Below are 24,021 nucleotides of genomic sequence, written 5' to 3'. Positions count from 1 at the left end.
CGGGGAAATGTTGCTGGTCGTAGATTATAGAGGAAGGGCCTTCCCGCCGGGGCGAGGAGACGGGCGGTCGATCAGGTATACTGCCCCGCAGTTTTTCGCAGCGCAACGCGCGCCTTTCCATGCCAGGCTATCAACACATGCTGATCTCGGTCATCGTCACCACTTACAACCGTCCCGATGCGCTGGCGGCAGTCATCCGCGCCCTGCTCGACCAGACGGACCCGAATTTCGAGGTCATCATCGCCGATGACGGCTCCGGCCAGCCGACGCGCGACGCCCTGGCCGCCTTCCGCAATTCGCCGCATGCGAGCGGCATGAAACGGCTGGTGCATGCCTGGCAACCCGACGACGGATTCCGGGCGTCGGCCGCGCGCAATCTCGGCGTGTACGCCTCGAAGGGCGAATACCTGGTTTTCCTCGACGGCGACTGCGTGCCGCGCCCGGACTACATCGCCCGTCACCGCCTGCTGGCGGAAAAGGGATTCATGGTGTCGGGCAGCCGCGTGCTGATGTCCGAACCGTTCACGAAAGAAGTCCTGGCGTCCAACGACCCGATCCACAAGCGTGGCCTGTCTTACTGGCTGCGCCAGCGCCTGTCGGGCAATACCAACAAGATCGTCCCGCTGCTGCATTTCCCGAACACCGGCATGCGCCACTACCGCGCCGTCAAATGGAATCGCATCAAGAGCTGCAACCTGGCGATCTGGCGCGAAGACTATGCCGCGGTGGACGGCTTCGATGAAAGCTTCGTGGGCTGGGGCCACGAGGATGCGGACGTGGTGCTGCGCCTCGCGCGCCATGGCATCCGGCGCAAGGGCGGTGCCTTCTCCACGGAGGTGTTCCACCTGTGGCACCGCGAGAACACACGCGCCACGGAATCGGAGAACCGCAAGCGCGTCGAAGATCGGATGAAAACAGGCGTCACACGCGCCGATGCGGGACTGTCGGCGCATCCCAAGGCGGAAGACCGCATCGAAGTAATCTGCTGAAACGCGTCAGCGCGCGGTCGTCAGGTCGTAAACCTGTTCCGCAATCCTGTCCCAGGTAAAGGTCTTGGCGAAGGCCAGGTTCGCCGCGCTCGTCGCTTCCCAGTACGCCGGGTCCTCGAACTTCAGGATTTCCTGCTTCCAGGATGCCGCATCAAGATGGCCCGCATAGCGCGGATGTTCATGCGCCCACACCGCGATGCTGTCCAGCCGATGCGTAATAACGGGGACGCCGGCGGCCATCCCTTCCAGGATGGTGAGCCCGAAACTCTCCAGGTCGGTCGGATGCAGAAGCAGGAAAGCCTGCCGCAGCAAGCCGATCACCTCATCCTGGCGCTTGCGCCCGTGAAAGACGATGCCGGCGGAGCGGCCGTGCTGCTCCAGTAACTCCTGCTGAAGCGGCCCGTCACCGACGATATCGAGCTGATAGCCTCTTGCGGCCAGACCGCTGGCAGCGAAGAAATCCGCCAGCCAGTCAACGTGCTTGCTCTTGTCGAGCCGGCCGACAAAGACCAGCCGACGCGATTCCGGAAACCGTGGCAAGACATCAGGAAAAAACGGCTCGTCGACGCCCAGCGGCAGCGACTCGACCTGCACGCCCCACTTGCGTTGCGCACGCGGCGCGGCACGATAGCCGAAAAAGTACACGTCCCGCGCCGGTACCCGGCGGAAGAAACCCCGCATCGAGACACCCGGAAGGAAATGCCTGAAGCGCGCCCGCAATGCCGGATACTGCTTCTCAAGCAGGAAGGCGTCGGCCTCGTAAAACGTCAGGATGTAATCGAACGATGCAAGATCGATGCCGCTCTTAGCCAGCGAGCGGAAGAAAGTCCGGCTCTCGATTTTGAATCTGCTCGTCATCAGGAGCTTGCTGAGCACGCGGTTGAAACGCGAGTCGCGTCCCGCGAACGAAATGGTGCGCAAGGTGTAGCCGCTTGCGTCGACCAGCACTTTCGCTCCCGTGCCCGGATCGCCGCTCAGCACGGTCAACTTGACCTTGTCCTTCATCCGCCGCGCAAGCTGACTCACCACCGTCTCGGTGCCGCCGATATAGCAGGCCACCGTCGGGCAGAGGAACAGCACGTTCAACGGCCGGGTCATCGCCCATTCCTGCGCAAGCCTGGCGCGAAGGAAAATGCGCTGCGCAGCAGGCCGCCTTCCAGGCCGATGAACAGCATCATCCAGGTATGGCTGACGGCGCCGCGGAACATCGTATTGGTAAAGCTGCCGACGATGCAGACCACCGCAAACGCGAACAGCACGCCTCCCTCCAGCGTGGCGCGCCGACGCCACCCGCTCAGCAGCAAGGCCGCATAGAGCCAGATCAGTGCCGCCAGTCCCGGCAATCCATAGCTTGACGCGTAGTAGAGGAAGGCATTGTGCGGCTCGACGAATCCCAGCCCTTCGCCCGTCCTCGGCGTGCTATGCCACACCTTGTTGAATCCTTCCGGCCCGGCGCCCAGCAGCGGATGTTCGCGAACGACGGTCGCCGCCGTCCGCCACATTTCATACCGATAGCCAAGGGAGGTTTCCGTCACCTCGCTCTGCAGCAGGCGCAGGTCGTTCAGCGCGGCCTCGATGCGCGTCTGCACGCGCGGCGACATCAGCAGCACACCGACCGCTACGGCCGACACGACGATCACTTTGACCATGCTGGCGCGGGGGAAAATATTGAAGAAGACAAACGGCATCAGCACCAGGACAGCCAGCATCCCGCTGCGGCCGTCGCCCGTCAGCAGTCCTGCGTAAAAGCCGGTCATAAGCAGCAGGTAGGCCCCGCGGAGCCGCATGTCCTGCTCGTGGCGGTACAGGACGGACAGCAGCACGATCGCCATCGCCAGCAGCTGCGAGTACAGAATGTAATTGCCGAGCGCCGACGGCGCCCAGGGCAGTGCGAGCCATCCGGCAGTCGTCACCGTCGTATAACAGAAGGCAACGAACACGCCGGCGACGAAGGCACGCAGCCAGGACAGCACCGAGTACGTGCTCGACGCAAGGAAAATGCCGAAGGCCAGCAGCCAGTAATACGACAGTCCGAGATGCGACACAGCGGCCGCGCGGTCGTCATGCACCACCAGCGACAGCAAGGGGAAAGCGGCAAGCAGCAGCGCCGGCGCGACCCAGCCTAGCGTGCGCCAGCGGCGCAAGGCTTCCAACCCGGCCCCCGAGGCGAAGAACAGTACGAACGCCACTGTCAGCGAGGCGAACAGCAGGGCTTTGGAAATGGGGAGGAAAAAGAATGCCGCGCAAAACGCCTTCTGCGCAGCGCTTCCGGCAGAGGCCGAATTCCCGTTGTATGCGACCGATGTCATAAATTCTTGTAATCGTGTGAGGCCGGTCTTGAGACGTGAATCGGGGTGACGCGTCTGACTGCCAGAGCGGATTATAGCGGTCATCGGGAAGGTGGTTGCGTTTTGGAAAGGTGAAAATAAAAAAGGCAGGACGCGCCTGCCTTTCAAAGGAGTACGAGCGGCTTACTTGCTCTTCTCGGCCTTGTTCTCGGCCTTGTCAGCCTTCGCATCCGCAGCGGCGGCTGTCTTGTCAGCCTTTGCCTCTGCTTTCTTCTTGGTCGCCTTGGCGTCAGCCTTGGCTTTGTCCTTTTCCGCCTTGGCGTCGGCCTTCTCGGCCTTCTCGTCAGCCTTGGCCGCTTCCTTCGACGCCTTCGCATCGGCCTTGCTGTCCTTGCTCATCGTGGAGCCCGGCGCGGCGGTATGGGCGGCGGCGAATGCGGTGCTTGCAAATACACTGGAAATCAACAGGGCAATCAGTTTTTTCATGGGAGACCTTTCACGGTATGTTGATTGGATAGTCCGCTTACAAGTCTAGTCATGCGCCCCGTTCACCCCTTAACAAAAAATAAAAAGTTACACATTTCGTCCAGTCATGATGCGGGTCAGAAATCATCCCAGTGGGGACGCGGCCCGAAGTACGCAGTCAGGTGGTCAATGAAGGCGCGTACCTTGGGCTGCATGTATCGGTTCGGCAAATAGGTCATGTACAGCGACATGCCAGGATTGGCGACCGCGTCGGGCAGGATGACTTTCAGGCGCCCGCTCTTCAGGTGATGACCGAGGATGTAGGTGGGAAACAGGACGATGCCCACGCCGCCGAGGGCAAGCTGCAGGAGCGCTTCGGAATTGTTCACCCGGCACTTGCCCCCGACGTTGACCGCCACCTCCTTGTTGCCGACCCGGTAGCGCCAGCCGTCTCGGTTGGGCGGGATCCCGTGGTACAGGAGGCAATCATGCTCCAGCAGGTCCTGCGGCGTACGCGGCGTCCCCCGTTGCTCCAGGTATTCCGGCGAGGCACAGGTCACCCAGTGCAGCGGCGCGATCTGCCGCGCAACCATGGTCGGCGAAGGATGGTCAGTAATGCGGATGGCGAGGTCGCAGCCCTCCTCGACAAGGTCGACGATGCGGTCGCTCGCGTTGACCTCGACTTCGACCTTGTCGTAACGCTTGAGGAAGTCGCGGATGGCCGGGGCGAGATGCAGGGACGCGAAAATCACCGGCGAGGTGATGCGCAGGACGCCGCGCGGTTCTGCCTGCAGCTGCGTGACGGTCTCCGACGCCGCGTCGATCTCCTGGGCGATGCGAGCGCAGTGCTCGTAGTATGCGGCGCCGATTTCGGTCAGGCTCATGCGGCGCGTAGTCCGGTTCAGCAGCCGTACGCCGAGCACGCTTTCCAGCGTGCCGATCTGCTTGCTGACCAGCGACTTCGAGGTCTTCAGTTCAGCCGCCGCAGCCGAGAAGCTTCGGGTTTCCACGACCTTGACAAAGGTCATCATCTCCGAAAGATGTTCCATACACCCCTCCATTGTCCACATACAGAAACAATATTATTCCAATTCCCATAATTGTAAATATACGAGAACAAACCATAATGAGCTCCATGGAGGCAACACAAGACCTCCCTACTCGGAAAGAAGGAGCACATCATGCAAGCCAAGGTCCACAAGACTGTCGCACAGATCGCTCATCACCACCGTGATGGCGCCACCTCGCATGCCGCGCGGGAACTGAACCCGGCCGGAGACATCCTCTCCCTGCGCGCCACCCAGCACATGCATCTGCCCCAGGCCCGCGGCTGGACGGTACGCGCACTCGCCGGCACGGTCTGGATTGCGCAGGACGGCGACATCCGCGATGTCGTGCTGGAAGCAGGCGACTGCATCGTGCTCGACCGGGATACGCCCGCCCTGTTCTCGCCGCTCGGCGACGCGCGCATCAGCCTGTCGCGCGAGACCGGCCGCTGCACTTCCGTGCGCGAAGCCGTCCATGTGGTCGCGGCCCGCCCCGCTTTCGCCTGATCCGGAGGCCGTCATGCTCAACCTGCTGAACTTCCCGCTTGGCTGGAAGCAACTGCTCCCATTCCGCTCACCAGCCTCACGCGAGGTGCATGACACCTGGCGCCTCAAGGACGGCACCGCGGTCACGCTGCGCGCCGCACGCACCGACGACGGCGAATTGATCCAGGCGCTAGTGCGCGGCCTGTCCGAGAAGTCCCGCTACCACCGCTTCTTCAGCCCGATCCACGAACTCACGCCGCGCATGCTCGACCGCTTCACGCATAACGCGGCAACCGACGCGATGACGGTCGTGGCGATCGTGCAGCAGGACGGCGAAGAAGTGGCGATCGCGATGGCGCAGTACGTCGCCGATCCTTATCCGGAGCGGTGTGACTTTGGCGTCGTGGTGGCGGATGAATGGCAGCGCAGCGGCTTGGGGCGGAAACTGATCGAGTCGCTGATCTGTATCGCGCGCGCCGCCGGGTTTGAACGGATCGAAGGCGATGTGCTGGTGGAGAATGTGCCGATCCATCGGCTGATGCGCGACATGGGGTTCGGGTTCGGCCCGCATCCGGATGGAGCGTATCTCAGCCGTGTGAAGAAGCAGTTGGTGGCGGAGGAGTGGAAGTGCACGCCGTTGACGGCGCTGGTGGGAAAAGCGGATCGGGTGCGGATTGCGGCGACGTAGGGCGAATGCGGGTGGATGCCGTAGCGACTAACCTTTTCCTCCCCCGTCATTCCCGCGAAGGCGGGAATCGATACTGGGTCTGCCGCATCACCTCCCCATGGATTCCCGCCTTCGCGGGAATGACGGGGTGAGTGAAGGGGGTGAAAAACTGGGCATCACCCGCATTCAATCACCGCAATCAATACTCCACCGTCGCGCCCTTCACACCCAGCTTCTCAAACAGCATCTGCTTCAACCCATCCGCCGGCGCCACGCGCCAATCATCCGCCAGCCGGATCTCGCAAGCCCCCACACCTTCCTGCGTATAGCGCATCGTCAGCGGCAATCCATTCTCCGACCGATACGGCGCGAGAATGGTCTTCATCTGCGCCGCATCCAACCGCGTCGTCAGGGAGAACGCAAACTGCTTGCCGAACTGCACGCGCGCCATGGCGATGTCCATCACCTTTTCCGCCGTGATGCGCACGCCGCCGTTGAAGCGGTCTTCCGTGACCTTGCCCACCACCGCAAGGAATTCATCTTCCTTGAACAACTGCTTGTGGGCTTCGTAGATCTCGCTGTACACCGTCACGTCGACCGCCGCCGTGCCGTCGTCCAGCGTGGCGATCACCATCTTGCCGCGCTGGGTCATCTGCACGCGCACTGCACTGATGATCCCCGCCAGCAGGCGCGGATCGCGCGAGGGCTCGAGGTTGAGCAGCTTGGTCTTGATGAACTTGCGCACTTCGCCTTCATACGAGTTGAACAGATGGCCCGACAGGTAGAAGCCGAGCGCGAGCTTCTCTTCGGTGAGGCGCTGCTTGTCGCTCCACGCCGGCGCCTTCACGTATTCCGGCGGCGGTTCCATGTCGCTGTCGTCGCCGCCGAACAGGCTGACCTGGTTGGCCGACGCATGCGCCTGCTCCGCGCACTCCATCGCAAAGTTGACGGACGCGATCAGGATGCCGCGGTCGGTTCCGAAGCAATCCATCGCACCTGCACGGATCAGCGCTTCGATCGTGCGGCGGTTGATCTGCTTCTTGTCCACGCGCTTGACGAAATCGAACAGGTCGGTGAACGGCCCGCCCGATTCGCGCGCGGCAATGATGGCCTCGATCGCGTTCTGCCCCGACCCCTTCACCGCGCCAAGCCCGTAGCGGATCTGCGTCGACTTCTTGCCCGCCTCGCCGACCGGCACGAAGCGGTACTGCGACAGGTTGATGTCCGGCGGCAGCATCTTCAGCTTGCAGATGTCGATCGCGTCCTCGACGAGGATCTTGATCTTGTCCGTATCGTCCATGGCCAGCGACATGTTGGCTGCCATGAACGCGGCGGGATGATGGGCCTTCAGGTAAGCGGTGTGATACGACAGCAGCGCATAGGCAGCCGCGTGCGACTTGTTGAAGCCGTAGCCCGCGAACTTTTCCATCAAGTCGAAGATCTCGTCGGCCTTCTCCTGGGACAGGCCGTTCTTCGCCGCGCCCTCGCGGAAGATCAAGCGGTGCTCCGCCATCTCTTCGGCCTTCTTCTTACCCATCGCGCGGCGCAGCAAGTCCGCGCCGCCGAGCGAGTAGCCGCCGATGACCTGCGCCATCTGCATCACCTGCTCCTGATACACCATGATGCCGTAGGTTTCGGAGAGGATGCCCTCGGTACGCGGGTCGGGGTAGTCGAATTTCTCGCCGTGCTTCCGTTTGCAGAAGTCGGGAATCAGGTCCATCGGTCCCGGACGGTAGAGCGCCACCAGCGCAATGATGTCCTCGAAACGGTCGGGACGCGCGTCCTTCAGCATGCCCTGCATACCGCGGCTTTCCAGCTGGAACACGGCGACCGTCTTGGCCTTGGTCAGCAGTTCGTACGACGGCTTGTCCGTGAGCGGCAGCTTGGCCAGGTCGAAGTCCTTCATCGCCGGGTCGAGCATCTTGATGTAATTCACCGCGCGATCAAGAATCGTCAGCGTAGTCAATCCAAGAAAGTCGAACTTCACCAGGCCGACGGCTTCCACGTCGTCCTTGTCGTACTGCGACACGACGCCGGCATCGCCGCCCTGCGTGTACAGCGGACAGAAATCGGTCAGCTTGCCGGGCGCAATCAGCACGCCGCCGGCGTGCATGCCGATGTTTCGGGTAATGCCTTCGACCTGCTGCGCGAGGTCGAGCAGCTGCTTGACCTCTTCTTCATTCTCGAGACGTTCCTTGAGCAGCGGCTCTTCCTCGATCGCCTCGGCAATCGACACCTGCTTGCCCGGCTTGAACGGGATCAGCTTGGAAACGCCATCGCAGAAGGTGTAGCTCATGTCGAGCACGCGGCCCACGTCGCGCACGGCGCCCTTCGCCGCCATCGTGCCGAAGGTCGCGATCTGCGACACCGCCTCGCGGCCGTAACGATCCTTGACGTACTGGATCACGCGGTCGCGGTTTTCCTGGCAGAAGTCAATATCGAAGTCAGGCATCGAGACGCGTTCCGGATTCAGGAAGCGCTCGAACAGCAGGTTGTATTCCAGCGGATCGAGATCGGTAATCTTCAGCGCGTACGCCACCAGCGAACCCGCACCGGAGCCGCGGCCCGGGCCGACCGGCACGCCGTTGTTCTTGCCCCACTGGATAAAGTCCGCCACGATCAGGAAGTAGCCCGGGAAGCCCATCTTGATAATGGTGTCGGTCTCGAACTTCAGGCGTTCCTCGTAGCGCTGCCGCACCTTCTCGCGTTTTTCCTCGTTGGGGAACAGTTGCAGCAGGCGCTCTTCCAGGCCGTTCTTCGCTTCCTGCACCAGGAAGTCGTCGAGCGACATGCCATCCGGTGTCGGGAACAGCGGCAGCTTCGGTTTGCCAAGTTCAAGTTGCAGGTTGCAACGCTTGGCGATCTCGACCGAGTTCTGCAGCGCGGCCGGCATGTCGGCGAACACCTCTGCCATCTCCGCCTGCGTGCGGAAGCGCTGGCTTTCGTTGAAGCGTTTCACGCGGCGCGGATTGGCAAGGATCTCGCCTTCCGCGATACAGGTGCGCGCCTCGTGCGCGATGAATTCCTCTTGCGTCTGGAACTGGATCGGGTGTGTCGCCACCACCGGCAGTTTCAGCTTTGCCGCCAGCGCCACCGCCTGCCGCACATGGTTTTCCATGTTGGGTTGCCCGTAACGCTGCACCTCGATATAGAAATGGTTCGGGAAGATCGCCGCCCACTTTTCCGCGCACTTCTGCGCCAGCGCGGGATTGCCGCTGTCGATCGCGATACCGACATCGCCCGAATGTGCGCCGGACAGCGCGATCAGTTCGCTCGCCGCGCCATTCTCCAGCCACTCGGTGCGCAACTCGGCGCGGCCGCGATGCACGTTCGTCAACCATGCCTTGGTCAGCAGTTCGCAGATCTGCAGGTAACCGTTGCGGTTCTTGCAGAGCAACAACAGGCGCGAAGGCTTGTCGCGGTCATCATCGTTGGTGATCCAGACATCGCAGCCGGCGATGGCCTTGATGCCCTTGCCGCGCGCGGCCTTGTAGAACTTGACCATGCCGAACAGGTTGGCGAGGTCGGTGATCGCCATCGCCGCCTGCCCGTCCTTGGCGGCGGCTTTGACAATGTCATCGACGCGCACGAGGCCGTCGACGATGGAGTATTCGGTATGGAGGCGGAGGTGGGTGAATTGCGGTGCAGTCATCGCGCTATTTTACCGTCCCGGGCCGCTTCCGGCCGGCAAGCAAAAAGCAATTTTCCAACGTCTCGCGAATGCGACGGCATGTCGGAATCCGTCTGACACGATCGCGTATATAATGGCGGCAAATCAATGACTTAGCGTCGGCGACACTTCCCACCGATTCCAGAACAGCACATTCCCTATGCAGTCCAGCAACACCTACGTCAACATCGCTGCCTACAAATTCATCAGCTTCAACGACACCGTCGAGAAGCGTCCGGAATTCCGCGCGCTGTGCGAAGAACTCGGCCTGAAAGGCACGATCCTTTTGAGTCCGGAAGGCATCAACCTTTTCCTCGCCGGCCTGCGCGAACCGATCGACCGCTTCCTGGCCTGGCTGCGCTCCGATGCGCGCTTTGCCGACATCGAAGTCAAGGAGAGCTACTACGACCGCCAGCCCTTTACCAAGATGCTGGTCAAGCTCAAGCGCGAGATCATCACGATGAAGAATCCCCTGATCAAGCCGGAGGAAGGCCGCGCGCCCGGCGTCGATCCGAAAACGCTCAAGCGCTGGCTCGACCAGGGGCACGATGACAACGGCAAGCCGGTCGTGATGATGGATACCCGCAACGCATTTGAAGTGGATGTCGGCACCTTCGACAACACCATCGACTACCGCATCGAGAAATTCAGCGAATTCCCGGAAGTCGTGGCAAGGCACAAGGACGAACTGGCCGGCAAGACGGTGGTGACGTTCTGCACCGGCGGCATCCGCTGCGAAAAGGCGGCCATCCACATGCAGAACGTGGGTTACGACAGCGTGTACCAACTCGACGGCGGGATCCTGAAGTATTTCGAGGAAGTGGGCGGCGCGCACTACACGGGCGACTGTTTCGTGTTCGACTACCGGACGGCGCTGAATCCGCAGCTGGAAGCGACGGATACGGTGCAATGTTTTGCGTGCCGGGCGGTGGTGACGCCGCGGGAGCAGTTGTCGCAATACTACGTTCCCGGAAAATCCTGCCCTCATTGCAAAAAGACAATAAGGGAAACGGAAAGTGCGGCACCCGCCGCGAATGCATCCGCCTGATCGCAGCCGGCTCTTGCGATTCATGCCATACCCGTTAATATAGGCGTCCCTTCAAACCTCGTCGCGCCACTTTGCCGCGACCTCCCCGATTGTTGCGATGAAGTACTACGTTGAATGCACGCATACCTACCACACGAAACTCAATTCCGGCATTCAGCGTGTCGTCAGGAACATCGTCCGCTCGTCCGCCAACACCGGTCTCGCTGAGAGCGTTGTTCCGGTCGTGTTCGAAGGCGGCGACTTCTTCGCCATCGACAAGGAAATCCCCTATCCCGAGGCAGTGCATGCGCCTTCCCCGACACTCGGCAATGCCGTGCGCTCGGGAAAGGAACTGGCCAAGCGCGTATTCCGCGGCACGCGGGCGGTGGTAGCGCGCCTGATTCCGTATCGTCCTTTTGTCGTATTCCTGTACGCGCCGCGCACGCAATGGGGTTTGACGCGTATCCTGACCATCCCGCTACGCATGGTGAAGCGCTCATCCGCGCCCCCGCCGCAACCCGATCCCATCAAGACCGAGAAGGGAGACGTGCTGGTGCTCCTGGATTCGTCCTGGCACCTGGACCTCTGGAAAGCGGTCGACAAGCATCGCAAGAACGGCGTGCGCGTTGCCGTCGTGATCTATGACCTGATTCCCCATTCGTATCCGCAGTTCTGCGTGGCCGCGCTCGTTGACTCGTTCAACAAGTGGGTGCAGCAGGCCGTGCAGCGCATCGACGCGGTCGTCGCGATTTCGGAAACGGTTGCCGACGAGTTCCGTCATGAGTTACCGAAGATCGCCGGACAAAAATACCCGGCCCCGGCGGTATCGTACTTCTGGCTTGGAAGTGAACTAGACGGTGAGCGGGCCGGCACCAAGCCGATCAAGCCCGAGATCCAGCGCATCGGCGCATCCGCCGTCCCGACGTATGTCTACGTCAGCACCATCGAGCCGCGCAAGAACCATCGCTACGCACTGAAAGCCTTCGACGAGCTCTGGAAGCGCGGCGTCAAGGCGAACTTTGTGATCGTCGGAAGGATCGGCTGGAAGGTGCAGGACTTCGTCGACGAGGTTCGCGGCCACGCGCAGTTCGGCAAGCAGCTCTTCATGTTCAACAATGTCGAGGACAACGAACTTGCCTACCTGTACGACAACGTGCGCGGGCTGATCTTCACGTCGGTGACGGAAGGCTTCGGCCTGCCCATTGTGGAAGGCTTGCAGCGCGGTCTTCCGGTATTCGCAAGCGACATTCCCGTGTTCCGCGAAATCGGACAGCAGGGCGTGACCTTCGTGGACCTCGACCATCCGGTCGCATTGGCCGACGCCCTCGATGCCCATTGTGCGCAAGGCGCGCCGCGCCTGCCGGCGCCAGTCGAATGGCTGACGTGGCAGGAGAGCACCGAGCAATTGTTCAGCCGCATTGATGCCTGCCTCGCCGAACGCGAGACGACAGGCGCAAGTGCCGCGGCGTAGCGACATAAAAAAGGGCCGCGAATGCGGCCCTTTTCATTTCAACCCAGCCGGATGACCCCGCACTGGTGCCACGCCTGCTACCGGGCAGCAGGCACTGCCGGCACATACGCGGACGACATCACCCGCGACGGCAGGATCGTTGGCGACATGGCCCTCGACGTCCCGCCTTTCACAAAGTAAGCCGCCACCTTCTGCACGTCGTCGCCGCTCAGCGTGCCGGCGGCGCTGCGCAGTCGCAGGAAGCTCAGCAGGTAGTTGTACCGTGCCTGCGCGAGGTCGCGCCGGGCCGTGTAGTACTGCTGTTTCGCATTCAACAGATCGAGGTTGATGCGCACGCCGCCCTTGATGCTCTGCTCGGTCGCGGTCACCAGCAAGGTCGCCGACTTGACCGACTTCTCGAGTGCCTCGATCTTCGCTGCACTGCTGAGGACAAGGCTGTACTGCTTGCGCAATTCAACCAGCGTCTGGTTCGTCTTCGCATCCAGGTCCGACTTCGCCTTTTCGTGATTGGAGATCGCCTGCGTCGTCGTCGCGTCCACATAACCGCCTGAATAGAGCGGAATGTTGACCTGGACGCCGACCGCGCGCACGGTGGACTCCTGGTTGAAGGTGTTCAGCGTTTCGCCCTTGTTCTTGCTCAGGCTGGCAACCATGTCGACACGCGGAGCGTGGCCCGCGCGATTGCGGCGCACCTCGTAGCGCGTGGCTTCGATGGCGTGGCGCTGTGCAGCGATCTCCGGATTGTTCTCAAGCGCGAGCGCCTTCCATTCCTCGATGGATTCCGGCTGCATCGGCTGCACGCGGAAATCGTCGCCCAGGGCATCGAGATCCTTGATCTCCATGCCTACGATCGCGGCGAGCGCATTGCGCGCGGTGTTCACGCTGTCACGCGCCTCGATCACTTGCGCTTCCGCCACATCGAACTTGGCCTGCGTTTCCAGCATGTCGGTGCGCGTGCCCTCGCCCTTCTGGAACATCCGCTCGTTGACGCGCATCTGCTCTGCGAACGCGTCACGCTGCGCGCTGACCAGCATCAACTGGTCTTCCGCATACTGCGCGTCAGCATAGGCAGAAACGAGACGGATGACGAGTTCCTGCCGCCGTCCGGCGAACAAGGCATCGCTATAGTCGGTCTGCGCAATGCCTTGCTGGTAGCGTGCCAGGCCTTCCAGGTTGAGCAGGGGCTGGCGCAACTGCACCGCGGCGCCTTCGCTGGTGTACTGCGGATGCGTCGTCGTTTGCTGGCCAAGCACCGGCTGCGTTATGTCCGCGCGGTTCTTCGTGTTCGAATAACTCGCCGTCAAGCTTGGCAGGAGTGTCGAACGTCCGATGATCCTGTTCTGCTGGCCGGCCTCGTTTTCATGCACGGCAGAGCGGAAGGTCGGATCGTTTTGCAAAGCCGCCTCATACGCTTCGAGCAGGCCGAGCGCAAATACATTGCTCGCTTGCAGGGACATGACGCCCGCGATCACGCCGGCGAGGAATCGCCTCTGGGGAAATCGCGCCACGGTCACTCCTCGCTCAGGGAAGTCTTTGCACGGTCGAACACCGGCTTGAACAGGTAGCTCATCATCGTGCGTTCACCGGTCTTCACGAACAGTTCCACCGGCATGCCGGGGCGGACGTTCAGGTCCTTGATGATCTTCATTCCTTCCGGTGCGACTTTTGCCTTCATCTTGTAGTAAGGCATGCCGCTGCGCTCGTCGACGATACGGTCTGCAGAAATCTGCGTGACCAGCCCCGGCACGTGCGGCGTCTTGTTCTGGTTGAACGCCGAGAAGATCAGCTCAACCTTCAGGTCCGGATGCACCTTGTCGATCAGGTTGACCGGCAACTGGCCTTCGACGATCAGCGGGTCATCACTCGGGACGATGTCCATCAGCTTATGGCCGGCGCCGATCACGGCGCCCTTGGTGAAGACGTTCAGGCCAACGACGATGCCGTCAACAGGTGCTTTCACCAGGATGTTGGAGAGTTCGAAGTCCTGCGCGGTCAGGCGGCTCGCGAGCGCTTCCGCTTCCCGCTGTGCGTCTGCAAGTTGGGTGCGCACTTCCTTCTGGTATTCCTGCTGCCGCTGCACGCGGCGCAGGCTCAGTTCCGCGATCTGGCGCTGGGCGCGGCCGATATTGCCGATATCTTCCGAAATCGCACCATTGACCTGGGCATAGGTGCGCTCCAGATCCAGGAGACGGTTGCGGGCGACATATCCTTCCTTGGCGAGATCGCGCATGCCTTCAAGCTGCTCCTTCAGGAACTGCAGCTGCACTTTCTTGCTTTCGCGGGACTCTTCCAGTCCACGCACCTGCGAGCGCAAGCCGGCAATGCTTTCTTCAAGGGCGCCGAGTTCGTTCTGAATCGCCAATTGGCGCGAAGTGAACAACTGCGACTGCAGTGCGATCACGTTCGCGACGCGCGGGTCGCTCTTTGCTTTTTCCAGTTCTTCCGGAAAGGTAATCGTCTTCACGCCATCACGCTCCGCGGTCAGGCGCGCTTCAGCAGCGCGCACCGTGAAGTACTGGGCGCGGGTCATTTCAGCCTGGGCGCGCGTCTGCACTTCATTCATGCGAACGAGCGGCTGGCCGGCCTTGACCGTTGCGCCTTCCTTGACCAGGATCTCGTCCACCGTGCCGCCAGTCTGGTGCTGGACAGCCTTGCGGTTGGAGTCGACCACAACGGTGCCGGAAACCGGCACGCCCTGATCGAGCGGCGCGAACGACGCCCACAACATGAAGCCGCCGAAGCCCAGCAGCACGATCAGCCAGCCGAGTCGAGAGTGTTTCGAATCGTCGGTCTCGACCTTCACTTCTTCAAGGTGCGCCGGCGCAGAACGCACGACCACGTCGGCAACGTCTGCCTTCTGATTGAAAAGCTTTTTCATGTTCATTCCTGTTCCGTAACCGCGCTGCTATCGGAGGATGCGGCGATCCGCGCCTGTTCTTCCGCTTCGGCGGCCTGCTTGGCCAGTTGGGCCTGCTGTGCCGCCTGTTGTGCTTGCTGTGCCTGCTGCTGCGCCTGCTGGTTGGCTTGCGCGATCGCGTTCAAGACTTCATTCGTCGGACCGAACATCTGCGCCATGCCGTCGCGCAGGAGGAGCAGCTTGTTCGTGATACCGATGACGCTCATGCGGTGGGTGATCAGCACGATGGTCTTGCCACGGCGGCGCAGGTCGGCGATGGCATTCACAAGTGCCTGTTCGCCAACATCATCGAGGTTGGAATTGGGCTCATCCAGCACGATCAGGGACGGATCCCCGTACATGGCGCGCGCCAGGCCGAGGCGCTGCTTCTGGCCGCCGGAGAGGCCGGCGCCACCGTCGCCGAGGCGCGTGTCGTAGCCTTGGGGCAGATGCAGGATCATTTCATGGACACCGGCACGCTTGGCAGCGGTGATGACCTGTTCCGGATCCACCTCGCCGAAGCGGGCGATGTTTTCGTTCACTGTACCGCCGAACAGCTCAACGTCCTGCGGCAGGTAGCCGATGTGCGGGCCGAGCTGGTCCTTGTTCCAGTGATAGATATCCGCGCCGTCGAGGCGGACCTTGCCGACAGCAGCGGGCCAGATACCGACGAGCAGGCGCGCCAGCGTCGACTTGCCGGAGCCACTGGGACCGATCAGGCCAAGGGCGTCGCCCGGTTGAATGCCAAAGCTCAATCCCTTGATCACGGCGACTTGCGAACCGGGCGGCGCAGCGGTGACGCCTTCCACGCTCACGACACCCTGGGGTTTCGGCAGTTCCATGCCGGCCTGGCGCGCAGGATTGGCGGCGAGCAGGTCGGTGAGGCGCTTGTAGGCGCTGCGCGTGCTGCTCCACTGCTTCCATACGCCGATCAGCATTTCCACCGGGCTCAGTGCACGGCCCATCAGGATGGAGGCGGCGATCATCATGCCGGGGGTCATCTTGCCTTCAATGACCAGCAGCGCGCCAAAACCGAGCACCAGGGACTGGATCGACATGCGGACGAACTTGGTGACGGCCTGGACGATGCCAGCCTTTTCGCTCGCTTCCGCCTGCAGGTTGAGGAACTTGCCCTGCAGTTGCAGCCAGCGATGCATCAGGTTGGGCAGCATGCCCATCGCTTCGATCACTTCGGCGTTGCGCAAATTGTTGGTGGCGAGATTGGACGAGGCGATGGCCATCGTGTTTGCTTCGCCAAGCGGCTTCTTGGAGACGACTTCGTTGATGTAGGCGAGCGCAACGAGGATGGCCGAGCCGATCAGCGCGAAAACGCCGAGGGCGGGATCAAACAGGAAAATGACGACAAGGTAGATAGGGAACCAAGGCGCGTCGAAGAAGGCGAACAGCGCATTCCCGGTCAGGAACTGACGGATATTGGTCAGGTCCTGCAGCGCCTGACCCGCATTCGTGCCGCCGCGCTTCAGGTTTTGCTCGAAGGCTGCCGTGTAGACGCGCGTATTCAGTTGCATGTCGAGGCGCGCGCCAATCCGGATCAGCACGAAGCTGCGCACAAACTCCAGGGCCCCCATCAGCGCATAGGCACCGAACATGATCAGCGTCAGCATCAGCAGCGTGATCTCGTTCCGGCTTGGCAGCACGCGGTCGTACACCTGCAGCATGTAGAGTGACGGTACGAGCATCAGCAGGTTGATGATCGCGCTGAAGATGGCGACCGTGCGGAACGCGCCCTTGAAGCCCGACAGCGCTTCAGTGATCTCGTTCTTGGGGACTTGGAAGTTGGGTTTCATTGTCTGTTCCGGCGTTAAACAAAACGCGGCAAACGCGATTCGGCATCGCGTTTGCCGGGAAATGCATTTCAAAGCGGCTGTGCAGGAGGCATATTTGCGCGGAAGAAGACTGAAAAGCCCACTCCGAGGGACGCCATTATCCGAGCCTTGCCACCAAAAAATGTGACCGTCGTCACAATTTTTGAGGAGCTTACCATATTGAAAGTCGCTTTGAGGAAATTTTTATACTGCGCATTTCTGCGTCTTGGTAGGGTTGTGGCGGGTACGGAAAACTCTGTTTAACGGGCTCGGGAAAGTACGCGCAACTTTAACAAGGGCCGCAGTTTTTTCCTGCCACCACCTTGCCTCTCCCGCCGAGTGCGAGTATTCACTCACATGTCGATCCAGCCATGTTTATTGAGAAACGCTGGCGGCCGGCGTTCGTCAGGTCAGCAAAATTCTAGCGAGGAAAGCCGAGCAGACCGGGGAAAGATGCCAAAGCGGCCAGCCAAATAACGTCTCGCTTGTCGCGAATGCGCCACGGCAAAAATGGCAACTACGCCACGGGAATGAACTCCATACCGTTCTGGATCACGCCGATCACCTGCGCCTGGTTCTCCGGGCTTGCACTGAAGTTGACGAGTGCCTGCGTCGCGGACATCCCCCGCGACAGTTCCGTCGTCCACCAATCGACTTCACTCTGTCCCGGCGCCCGGTGGAGAACGTTCTGATAAAACCGCGTCACCAAGTCAGCATTTGACGGCGAAGCACCGTACAGTCCCTTGAACTCGGCGGAATTGAAGAAGCCGGCCGCCGCATCGACAAGGCTGGCGCCCTCCTCCAAGTAGTCGATCCAGTATCCGAGACCGCCCGCGTCAGGCGTCCGGTCGAACGCAGCCTGATAAAGACGGTAAGCCTGTCCCGCCACCCCATCCGTATCGAATGCGATGACCGCGTCGGAAAACTTGATCCGCTCCACGCCGGTGATGACCTTGCTTCCGAATGCCCCCGAGTTGTCGGTCGCCGTCACGCTGGTGCCGTTCCGACTCATGACGAAGTTGCCGCGTTCGGCCCCGACGATGACCGTGTCATGCCCCAGGCCGCCGTCGATCGTATCGTTGCCGCGTCCCGGCGAAAAAACGTTACCCACGGCGTTGCCGATCATCCTGTCATTGGCTACCGTGCCGATCGCATTTTCGATCACGGATCCGATCATGATCGATACGTTTCCCACTGCCGCGCTGCCATCGAAGGCCACGCCGATCGAGCTGAAGCTGCCATCCCGCAGATCGACGGTGGCGCCGATACTCACCGAGGATGCGTCGATCGTGTCCGTCCCGCCGTTGTCATTGATAAGCACATGCAGGTCGCCAGTCGAGTTGCTGTAACTGTACTGGTTGTCTTTCGTGGCATACGCCCGGGCGCCGTACAAGTATTGCAGCGCAAGCAGATCGAACATGCCCAGGAAAACACGCTGCTGCTGTTGTGGCGTGCTGATGTAAGACATGATGCTGTTGGCTTCGCTGTCCTCGCTTGCCGCCAGATAATTGCCGGGCTCGAGGGATGCATTGTTGCTGGTGCCGTTGTAGTTTCCAGGATGCTTCAGGCCGAGGGCGTGGGCGATTTCATGCACCAGCGTGCCGTACGCATAGGTACCAGGCGTAACGGCATGGCGGTTGGACGCAATATTGTTGATATAGACATCGCCCTGGTCATCCCCATAGTCCGCGTCCGGAAGCATCGCATATCCGGCGGAATCGTCGCCCTGGTCATTGTTTCCAAGCCGGATCTGCCCGTAGCTCGACGTGAAATCCAGCACCTCGCGAAAACTGATATTCAGTTGCTGCCCCAGGAGGGAGAAGATTTCGCGTGCCGCTACCTTTTGCGACACCGTGAATTCGGCAAACCCATTCTTGTGCTCCGCCGCCGTATAGGTCGGGGCCGAAGTCATGAAGCTGTACGTCACCTCGACGGGAGAACCGACAGGAGCGCTGCGATTCCATCGTGTACTTGCGTCATCGAGCAGCACATCAATACGGTAATCGCCGCTGATCGGTTTCGCGATTACGGTGTTTTGCTGCGTCGAGACGATAGCCATGCATTCCTCGTGAATTCTGCGGAGCCGACACCATGGCCTTACGGAACATCATGCGCGCCGACGGGATTGCGAAATTGAAAAGAGTTTCCTGCTTTGAAATTATAGGTCGCTCTATTGCAATTGTGGCGGGCGGAAACGAATTCGAGACATGCGCAAAAAAAACGGCCGCTGAGCAAATGCCCAACGGCCGGAATGCCTAAAGGTACGCGCGCAGCGACGCAATCACCACGCTGCAGGTTGGAGTTGACCGAATGTAAAAAGTTGCACGGCCCCTATATCAAACACGCATTCGACTTGATATCCGTCGCATTCAACGCACGGCGACCGTAATCCCTGACGCAAGTTGCTGCACCGCCTGCCATCCTGCATGACATTTATGAAGCATCAACACCGGCCCGCGATAGAAACGACCGTCATGCGACTCCAATCGGGATCGATTCCACCATGGAGGAAGTATGACAAGGACGCCGCTACTGGCAGGCGCGACCGCACTGGCATTGGTACTTTCAGGCTGCGGCGGCGACCACGGTTCTCCGGGAAGCACAGCAAGCGGCGCTGCGACGCTGCGTCCCGAAGTGGCAGTATCGGATGTCATGACTTTCCCGGGGCGCTATGCCGACTACACGGTGACGCGCGGCAGCTCCGGCACGAGCGTGAAGGAGAATGCGGGAATCAGTCTCGCAGTGCCTGCCAACATGAAGCGCCTGCGCTTTGCCGATGCGACCGTCGCACTCGACCTCGACGCCGTTCCCGGCCAGGCCTACCGGCTTTACCAGGCGGCATTCGACCGGCGCCCCGATGCGGCGGGCCTCGGCTTCCAGATCGACCAGCTCGAACGCGTCGGCCACTCGCTGGAACAAGTCGCGCAAAATTTCATCAACAGCCCGGAATTCGCCAGCCGCTACGGCAGCCTCAGTGCCGAGCAGTTCATCACGCAACTGTATGCCAACGTTTTGCATCGCGCCCCCGATCCCGCGGGACTCACCTATCACGTCGGGCACCTGAATGCGGGCACGCGCAACCGTGCACAGACACTGCTCGGATTTTCGGAATCGCCCGAGAACAAGCAGCTCGTGGCGGATGCCATCCAGAACGGCATCGCGTATGTGCGTGTAGGCGACCCGCCGATCGACATCGCGCCATCGCCCGCGCCTGCGCCCGGTGCCCCTGCGCCCTCTCCGGCGCCCGCTCCCTCGCCCGCACCGGCGCCGACGCCTGCTCCGGCTCCGGCCCCCGCTCCCACGCCGAGCCCTGCGCCGGCACCGTTAGGCGCGGCCGTAGTCCGCGCACCGGTGGACGGCGAGACGATCAGCGGCACGACGAGAATCGAAATCCAGGGCCGCTCCATCGCGAACGCCGAACTCCTGCCCGCTGAAGGATATGTGCCGCAACTGGGCAGGTTTACCGTGTCCGACGACAGGACCTATGCCTATCTCGACCTTGACACGACAATTGTCCCCAACGGGCCGCTGCGCCTGCGCATCAGCGCCTTCGACGCGCCCGCCGGCAGCCCTTCCTCAGGCGAAGTGATTGCCATGCCCGTGCGCACCTGGACATTCCGCAACGATCCCCCGCCATTCGGGTCGGCGTCGGGCCGTGCGGCGCGTTGCCAAGTCATGGGCTTTTCGTACACGAGCATGAGCGACGCGCAACCGGTCGTCTGCATCCGGTGGAACGTGCCTTCGCCGCCGATACCGCGCAGCGAATGCAAGGGGGGATTCGATACGCCCTACGGTAATCCGGAAGACGCGCTTCCGGTGCTCCGGGATGGGCAACGGATTTCCAAGCTCTATTGCGAGCCCGGGGCCAATGGGGGCATCTTGAACCCGGGATGCGAATGCATCTCCTGAGGCGGACCTTCCGTGTAAAAGGCGGCTTTCATGCGTGACGCTGTTGTTTTCGCCTGCGCGGAAATGAGGGAGAAGCGGTTCATGGCACTACTCACATAGTCCATCGCCGCTCGCAACCTTTCGATTTGCTTGTTGGCGGCCGCTTTCATTTGAGTTTTCCGATACCCTTCCCCGTCATTCCCGCGCAGGCGGGAATGACGGGGAAAAGGAATGCGAAACGTCGTGCGCATCCGCCCGCCCTCGAACGCACGTTGCCAAAATGCGGACACACCCTAGCGCCTGCGGCAGGGCGACGGGGAAAGGCAGGCGAGTCACGAGCGGAAGTGCCTGCGTTCATCTTCCCCAAGCAGCAGCTTTGCAACCGCAACTGAGGGCATTACCGCTTCAATGCCGGCTTTTTTGAACACGCCGCATCGCCATGCGTCACATATCTGTGGTATTGCAAAAATATCCACATCTGCCGATACTCTCCGCTGCCTCAACCCGCGAAAAAATGGAGATTCATGGCTATCACTTACCAGCTCTTCGACGCCGCCCATACTTATGGCCTGGACAATATGGGAGCAACTTCGGCGGCTTCTTCTGCCAACAACGCAAAACTTGGTTCGATCAGTGGCGAATCGTTCAGCTGGGCTGGCATTCCGCCCATCGGCCAACCCGTCACTGCATCCGTTCTCATGTCCGGCGGCTATACCGTCGGCATCAACCTCACATTCACCAGCACGGAATCCGCACTGGTGAACACCCTGTCGCTGATTCGTACGCCAACCAACGAAGTCCTGTCGACCATCACGCTGAACATGTCGCTCACGGAGGCAAACCTCAACTCTGTCGCCTACAACGCAGCGATGCTGACCGGGAATGACCTCCTGATAGGGAACAGCTTCAATAATGCGCTGCGCGGCTACGCCGGCAACGATCAGATTGATGGCGGTGCCGGCACCGATACAGTCTATGTACCCGGCACTGCCGCAAATAATAAAGTTGTCCGGAGCGGCGCGACCATTACCGTCACAGGCTCGGACGGAACGGACACCTTGGTGAATGTGGAACGCCTGCGCTTCGACGACAAGGTCATTGCTTTCGACACGGCCGGCAACGCGGGCCAGGCCTATCGCCTCTACCAGGCGGCCTTCAACCGCACGCCGGACTCCTCCGGCCTCGCTTACCAGATCAACAGCCTGGACAATGGCTGGGGTCTTTCCGCAATCGCGCAAAACTTCATCAACAGCCCAGAGTTTGCGAAGACCTACGGCAGCCTCAATAACACCCAGTTCGTCACCCAGCTTTACGCCAACGTCCTGCATCGCGCCCCTGAGGCGGAAGGTCTCGCTTATCACGTCGGCACCCTGGATCGCGGCGAACTGAGCCGCGCCCAAGTCCTTGTCGGGTTCTCGGAGTCCCCGGAAAACCAGGCCGCACTCATCGGGGTCATCGGAAACGGCATGAGCTACAGCACGACCTATACCTGATGGTCCAACCCGGCCGCCCTTGACCGCGCTCAAGGCGGCCGCATTGCCAAACAACACTTCCCGTCCGATTCGCCCCCGCTTCCGGAAAATTCTCAGTTTTCCGGTATCTATCCGCTAAAATTCCTACAAGCAACATTCTGCGCAACAATTTTCGACCGGCGATGTACTGCACCGCCACCGCCCCATGGTTACCGAAGTCCAGAATCGCACGGCCTACCCGTATTCCGCCATCGTTCTCCTCGTCGTCACCTTCCCCGACGGGACAAAGGCAGCCGGAACCGGCACCGTCGTCGGCGTCAACGACGTCCTGACCGCAACGCACATGCTCTACAGCCCGGGAAACGGCGGATGGGCATCGAAGGTGGACGTCTATCCAGGCGCGGACTTCAACGGCACCACGAGCAAGATCGAGGACACGCCGTACACCCTCGGCTCCTACACGGTGGAAATGAAGGGTTGGCCGACGCAGGCTTTTGCCAACGGCGACCACAACACATTCAGCGCCAACGAATCGCAGTACGACGTCGCCATCCTCGGCCTGAGCACACCGCTCGGCACGCAAACCGGCTGGTACGGACTCGCATCCGGCTACGACAACGCGCAGTGGGCGAACGTGCTCGGCTACTCCTCTGACGCGACCGGCATGATGTCGGGCAAGGTCTATGTGATTCGCGACACGTCCGCCTCGCTCTATCTCACCACTGGCGGGGCAACGACCGACCTGCTCGGCCATGGCAGTTCCGGCGGCCCGCTCTATGTGATGGGACAGGATGGAAAACCGCTGGTAATCGGCGTCAAGAGCGCAGGTACGACGACGTCGAACGTGTGGGCCGATGTCGGCCTGTTGTACGACCAGCTGACCGCCGAGATCGGCCGCAATGACGTGCTGCTCACCGCGCCTTACGTCACCCGTCCCGTCGCGGACCAGGATGCCACCGTGGGACGCGCATTCGCATTGACGCTGGCGTCGGACACCTTTACGAAAGGCGGCGCATCGACGACGCTCAGTTACAGCGCATCGCTGACCTCAGGGAGTGCCCTGCCCGCATGGCTCCACTTCGACGCCGCGACAAGGACGTTTTCAGGCACGCCGTCCCAGTCCGATTTAAGCACGTTCGGCGTCCGCGTCGTCGCCACCAGCAGCAATGGGTCAAGCGCCTCGGACAATTTCGTCATTTCGGTGGGCGCCTTCGGATCTGCCGTGACAGGTAACGCACAGAACGATCTGCTGCGAAGCGGCACCGGAAACGATGTGATCGATGGCGGCCAGGGCATCGACACGCTGGCGCTCGATGGCGCCCGCTCCAGGTATCAGGTGACCGTCGCGAACAATGCTGCCATCGTCAAGGATTTGATCGGGCAGGACGGCGCCGACACACTGAACAATGTCGAGCGAATCCGCTTCTCCGACGTGTCCCTGGCCTTGGACATCACCGGCACCGGCGGACAGGCCTTCCGCCTCTACCAGGCAGCGTTCAGCCGCGCCCCCGACACCCCCGGCCTCGGGTTCCAGATGAACGCACTCGATGCGGGCTGGTCGATTGTGTCCGTCGCGCAGAACTTCATCGACAGCCCCGAGTTCGCCAGCACCTACGGCCATCTCGACAACAGCCAATTCGTCACGCAGCTGTATGCGAATGTGCTGCACCGCGCTCCCGACTCTGGCGGGCTTGCGTTCCACACGAAGAACCTGGCGGAAGGCATGTTCCGCGCGCAAACGCTGGTGGGATTTTCGGAGTCTCCGGAAAATCAGGCGGCGGTGATTGGCGTTATCCAGAACGGCATGGAGTATCTGCCGTTTGGGTGAGG

17 protein-coding genes are annotated in these 24,021 nt (G+C 61.3%); 8 read left to right on the top strand and 9 right to left on the bottom strand.

Annotated features, from left to right (window positions below; genetic code table 11):
• Positions 1–137: 137 nt before the first annotated feature.
• Positions 138–989, top strand: a complete 852-nt coding sequence (locus tag ACNOHI_RS02955; protein WP_420473133.1) for a glycosyltransferase family 2 protein — start codon at positions 138–140, stop codon at positions 987–989.
• Positions 990–995: 6 nt separating this feature from the next.
• On the opposite strand, the gene ACNOHI_RS02950 is transcribed toward ACNOHI_RS02955, so the two are convergent.
• The 4 genes from ACNOHI_RS02950 to ACNOHI_RS02935 all read right to left on the bottom strand — a co-directional run bounded on the left by ACNOHI_RS02950 (position 996) and on the right by ACNOHI_RS02935 (position 4,791).
• The gene (locus tag ACNOHI_RS02950) at positions 996–2,087 is read right to left on the bottom strand and encodes a glycosyltransferase family 4 protein (protein WP_420473132.1); all 1,092 of its coding nucleotides are present in this window, start codon (positions 2,085–2,087) and stop codon (positions 996–998) included.
• Positions 2,084–3,298, bottom strand: coding sequence for an O-antigen ligase family protein (locus ACNOHI_RS02945; protein ID WP_420473131.1), 1,215 nt, complete (start codon positions 3,296–3,298; stop codon positions 2,084–2,086). Before ACNOHI_RS02945 ends, ACNOHI_RS02950 begins: the two co-directional genes overlap by 4 nt.
• 162 nt (positions 3,299–3,460) lie before the next feature.
• Positions 3,461–3,763 (bottom strand): cell envelope biogenesis protein TolA, encoded by a 303-nt coding sequence (locus tag ACNOHI_RS02940; RefSeq protein WP_420473130.1) that lies wholly within the window; start codon positions 3,761–3,763, stop codon positions 3,461–3,463.
• Positions 3,764–3,879: 116 nt separating this feature from the next.
• Complete coding sequence (locus tag ACNOHI_RS02935) at positions 3,880–4,791, bottom strand: LysR family transcriptional regulator (protein ID WP_420473129.1); 912 nt, start codon at positions 4,789–4,791, stop codon at positions 3,880–3,882.
• Positions 4,792–4,923: 132 nt separating this feature from the next.
• Here ACNOHI_RS02935 and ACNOHI_RS02930 point away from each other — a divergent pair, with 132 nt between their 5' ends.
• Positions 4,924–5,295 (top strand): DUF2917 domain-containing protein, encoded by a 372-nt coding sequence (locus ACNOHI_RS02930; protein ID WP_420473128.1) that lies wholly within the window; start codon positions 4,924–4,926, stop codon positions 5,293–5,295.
• Between the two features lie 13 nt (positions 5,296–5,308).
• On the top strand, positions 5,309–5,962 hold the full coding sequence (locus ACNOHI_RS02925; RefSeq protein WP_420473127.1) for a GNAT family N-acetyltransferase: 654 nt from the start codon (positions 5,309–5,311) through the stop codon (positions 5,960–5,962).
• Between the two features lie 178 nt (positions 5,963–6,140).
• Here the strand turns inward: ACNOHI_RS02925 and dnaE are convergent, their stop codons facing one another.
• The gene (gene dnaE / locus ACNOHI_RS02920; RefSeq protein ID WP_420473126.1) at positions 6,141–9,593 is read right to left on the bottom strand and encodes a DNA polymerase III subunit alpha; all 3,453 of its coding nucleotides are present in this window, start codon (positions 9,591–9,593) and stop codon (positions 6,141–6,143) included.
• 178 nt (positions 9,594–9,771) lie between these two features.
• Between dnaE and ACNOHI_RS02915 the strand changes: the two genes are divergently transcribed.
• Complete coding sequence (locus tag ACNOHI_RS02915; RefSeq protein WP_420473125.1) at positions 9,772–10,659, top strand: sulfurtransferase; 888 nt, start codon at positions 9,772–9,774, stop codon at positions 10,657–10,659.
• Between the two features lie 97 nt (positions 10,660–10,756).
• Positions 10,757–12,109 carry a glycosyltransferase family 4 protein gene (locus tag ACNOHI_RS02910; protein WP_420473124.1) on the top strand — a complete coding sequence of 451 codons (1,353 nt, stop codon included), beginning with the start codon at positions 10,757–10,759 and terminating at the stop codon, positions 12,107–12,109.
• 77 nt (positions 12,110–12,186) lie between these two features.
• Here ACNOHI_RS02910 and ACNOHI_RS02905 read toward each other — a convergent pair whose 3' ends face one another.
• The 4 genes from ACNOHI_RS02905 to ACNOHI_RS02890 all read right to left on the bottom strand — a co-directional run bounded on the left by ACNOHI_RS02905 (position 12,187) and on the right by ACNOHI_RS02890 (position 18,890).
• Complete coding sequence (locus ACNOHI_RS02905) at positions 12,187–13,617, bottom strand: TolC family outer membrane protein (RefSeq protein WP_420473123.1); 1,431 nt, start codon at positions 13,615–13,617, stop codon at positions 12,187–12,189.
• Positions 13,618–13,619: 2 nt separating this feature from the next.
• On the bottom strand, positions 13,620–14,987 hold the full coding sequence (locus tag ACNOHI_RS02900; RefSeq protein ID WP_420473122.1) for an HlyD family type I secretion periplasmic adaptor subunit: 1,368 nt from the start codon (positions 14,985–14,987) through the stop codon (positions 13,620–13,622).
• Between the two features lie 2 nt (positions 14,988–14,989).
• The gene (locus ACNOHI_RS02895) at positions 14,990–16,813 is read right to left on the bottom strand and encodes a type I secretion system permease/ATPase (protein WP_420473121.1); all 1,824 of its coding nucleotides are present in this window, start codon (positions 16,811–16,813) and stop codon (positions 14,990–14,992) included.
• Between the two features lie 535 nt (positions 16,814–17,348).
• On the bottom strand, positions 17,349–18,890 hold the full coding sequence (locus ACNOHI_RS02890; protein ID WP_420473120.1) for a DUF4214 domain-containing protein: 1,542 nt from the start codon (positions 18,888–18,890) through the stop codon (positions 17,349–17,351).
• A gap of 455 nt (positions 18,891–19,345) precedes the next feature.
• On the opposite strand from ACNOHI_RS02890, the gene ACNOHI_RS02885 reads away from it, so the two are divergent.
• The 3 genes from ACNOHI_RS02885 to ACNOHI_RS02875 all read left to right on the top strand — a co-directional run bounded on the left by ACNOHI_RS02885 (position 19,346) and on the right by ACNOHI_RS02875 (position 24,019).
• Complete coding sequence (locus ACNOHI_RS02885; RefSeq protein WP_420473119.1) at positions 19,346–20,740, top strand: DUF4214 domain-containing protein; 1,395 nt, start codon at positions 19,346–19,348, stop codon at positions 20,738–20,740.
• A 503-nt stretch (positions 20,741–21,243) separates the two neighbouring features.
• On the top strand, positions 21,244–22,212 hold the full coding sequence (locus ACNOHI_RS02880) for a DUF4214 domain-containing protein (RefSeq protein ID WP_420473118.1): 969 nt from the start codon (positions 21,244–21,246) through the stop codon (positions 22,210–22,212).
• Positions 22,213–22,396: 184 nt separating this feature from the next.
• Positions 22,397–24,019 carry a DUF4214 domain-containing protein gene (locus ACNOHI_RS02875; RefSeq protein ID WP_420473117.1) on the top strand — a complete coding sequence of 541 codons (1,623 nt, stop codon included), beginning with the start codon at positions 22,397–22,399 and terminating at the stop codon, positions 24,017–24,019.
• The last annotated feature ends 2 nt before the right edge of the window (positions 24,020–24,021 follow it).

It is taken from the genome of Noviherbaspirillum sp. ST9, assembly GCF_048799745.1.
In the GTDB taxonomy this organism is placed as follows: domain Bacteria; phylum Pseudomonadota; class Gammaproteobacteria; order Burkholderiales; family Burkholderiaceae_D; genus Noviherbaspirillum.
Note: the sequence above shows the minus strand (reverse complement) of the source record. Positions and strands in the feature narration are given on the sequence as shown.

Excerpts from the sequence above, each read along its gene's own strand:
- ACNOHI_RS02955 (WP_420473133.1), top strand. The coding sequence starts at position 138 with ATGCTGATCTCGGTCATCGTCACCACTTACAACCGTCCCGATGCGCTG.
- ACNOHI_RS02950 (WP_420473132.1), bottom strand. The coding sequence starts at position 2,087 with ATGACCCGGCCGTTGAACGTGCTGTTCCTCTGCCCGACGGTGGCCTGC.
- ACNOHI_RS02945 (WP_420473131.1), bottom strand. The coding sequence starts at position 3,298 with ATGACATCGGTCGCATACAACGGGAATTCGGCCTCTGCCGGAAGCGCT.
- ACNOHI_RS02940 (WP_420473130.1), bottom strand. The coding sequence starts at position 3,763 with ATGAAAAAACTGATTGCCCTGTTGATTTCCAGTGTATTTGCAAGCACC.
- ACNOHI_RS02935 (WP_420473129.1), bottom strand. The coding sequence starts at position 4,791 with ATGGAACATCTTTCGGAGATGATGACCTTTGTCAAGGTCGTGGAAACC.
- ACNOHI_RS02930 (WP_420473128.1), top strand. The coding sequence starts at position 4,924 with ATGCAAGCCAAGGTCCACAAGACTGTCGCACAGATCGCTCATCACCAC.
- ACNOHI_RS02925 (WP_420473127.1), top strand. The coding sequence starts at position 5,309 with ATGCTCAACCTGCTGAACTTCCCGCTTGGCTGGAAGCAACTGCTCCCA.
- dnaE (WP_420473126.1), bottom strand. The coding sequence starts at position 9,593 with ATGACTGCACCGCAATTCACCCACCTCCGCCTCCATACCGAATACTCC.
- ACNOHI_RS02915 (WP_420473125.1), top strand. The coding sequence starts at position 9,772 with ATGCAGTCCAGCAACACCTACGTCAACATCGCTGCCTACAAATTCATC.
- ACNOHI_RS02910 (WP_420473124.1), top strand. The coding sequence starts at position 10,757 with ATGAAGTACTACGTTGAATGCACGCATACCTACCACACGAAACTCAAT.
- ACNOHI_RS02900 (WP_420473122.1), bottom strand. The coding sequence starts at position 14,987 with ATGAAAAAGCTTTTCAATCAGAAGGCAGACGTTGCCGACGTGGTCGTG.
- ACNOHI_RS02895 (WP_420473121.1), bottom strand. The coding sequence starts at position 16,813 with ATGAAACCCAACTTCCAAGTCCCCAAGAACGAGATCACTGAAGCGCTG.
- ACNOHI_RS02890 (WP_420473120.1), bottom strand. The coding sequence starts at position 18,890 with ATGGCTATCGTCTCGACGCAGCAAAACACCGTAATCGCGAAACCGATC.
- ACNOHI_RS02885 (WP_420473119.1), top strand. The coding sequence starts at position 19,346 with ATGACAAGGACGCCGCTACTGGCAGGCGCGACCGCACTGGCATTGGTA.
- ACNOHI_RS02880 (WP_420473118.1), top strand. The coding sequence starts at position 21,244 with ATGGCTATCACTTACCAGCTCTTCGACGCCGCCCATACTTATGGCCTG.
- ACNOHI_RS02875 (WP_420473117.1), top strand. The coding sequence starts at position 22,397 with ATGGTTACCGAAGTCCAGAATCGCACGGCCTACCCGTATTCCGCCATC.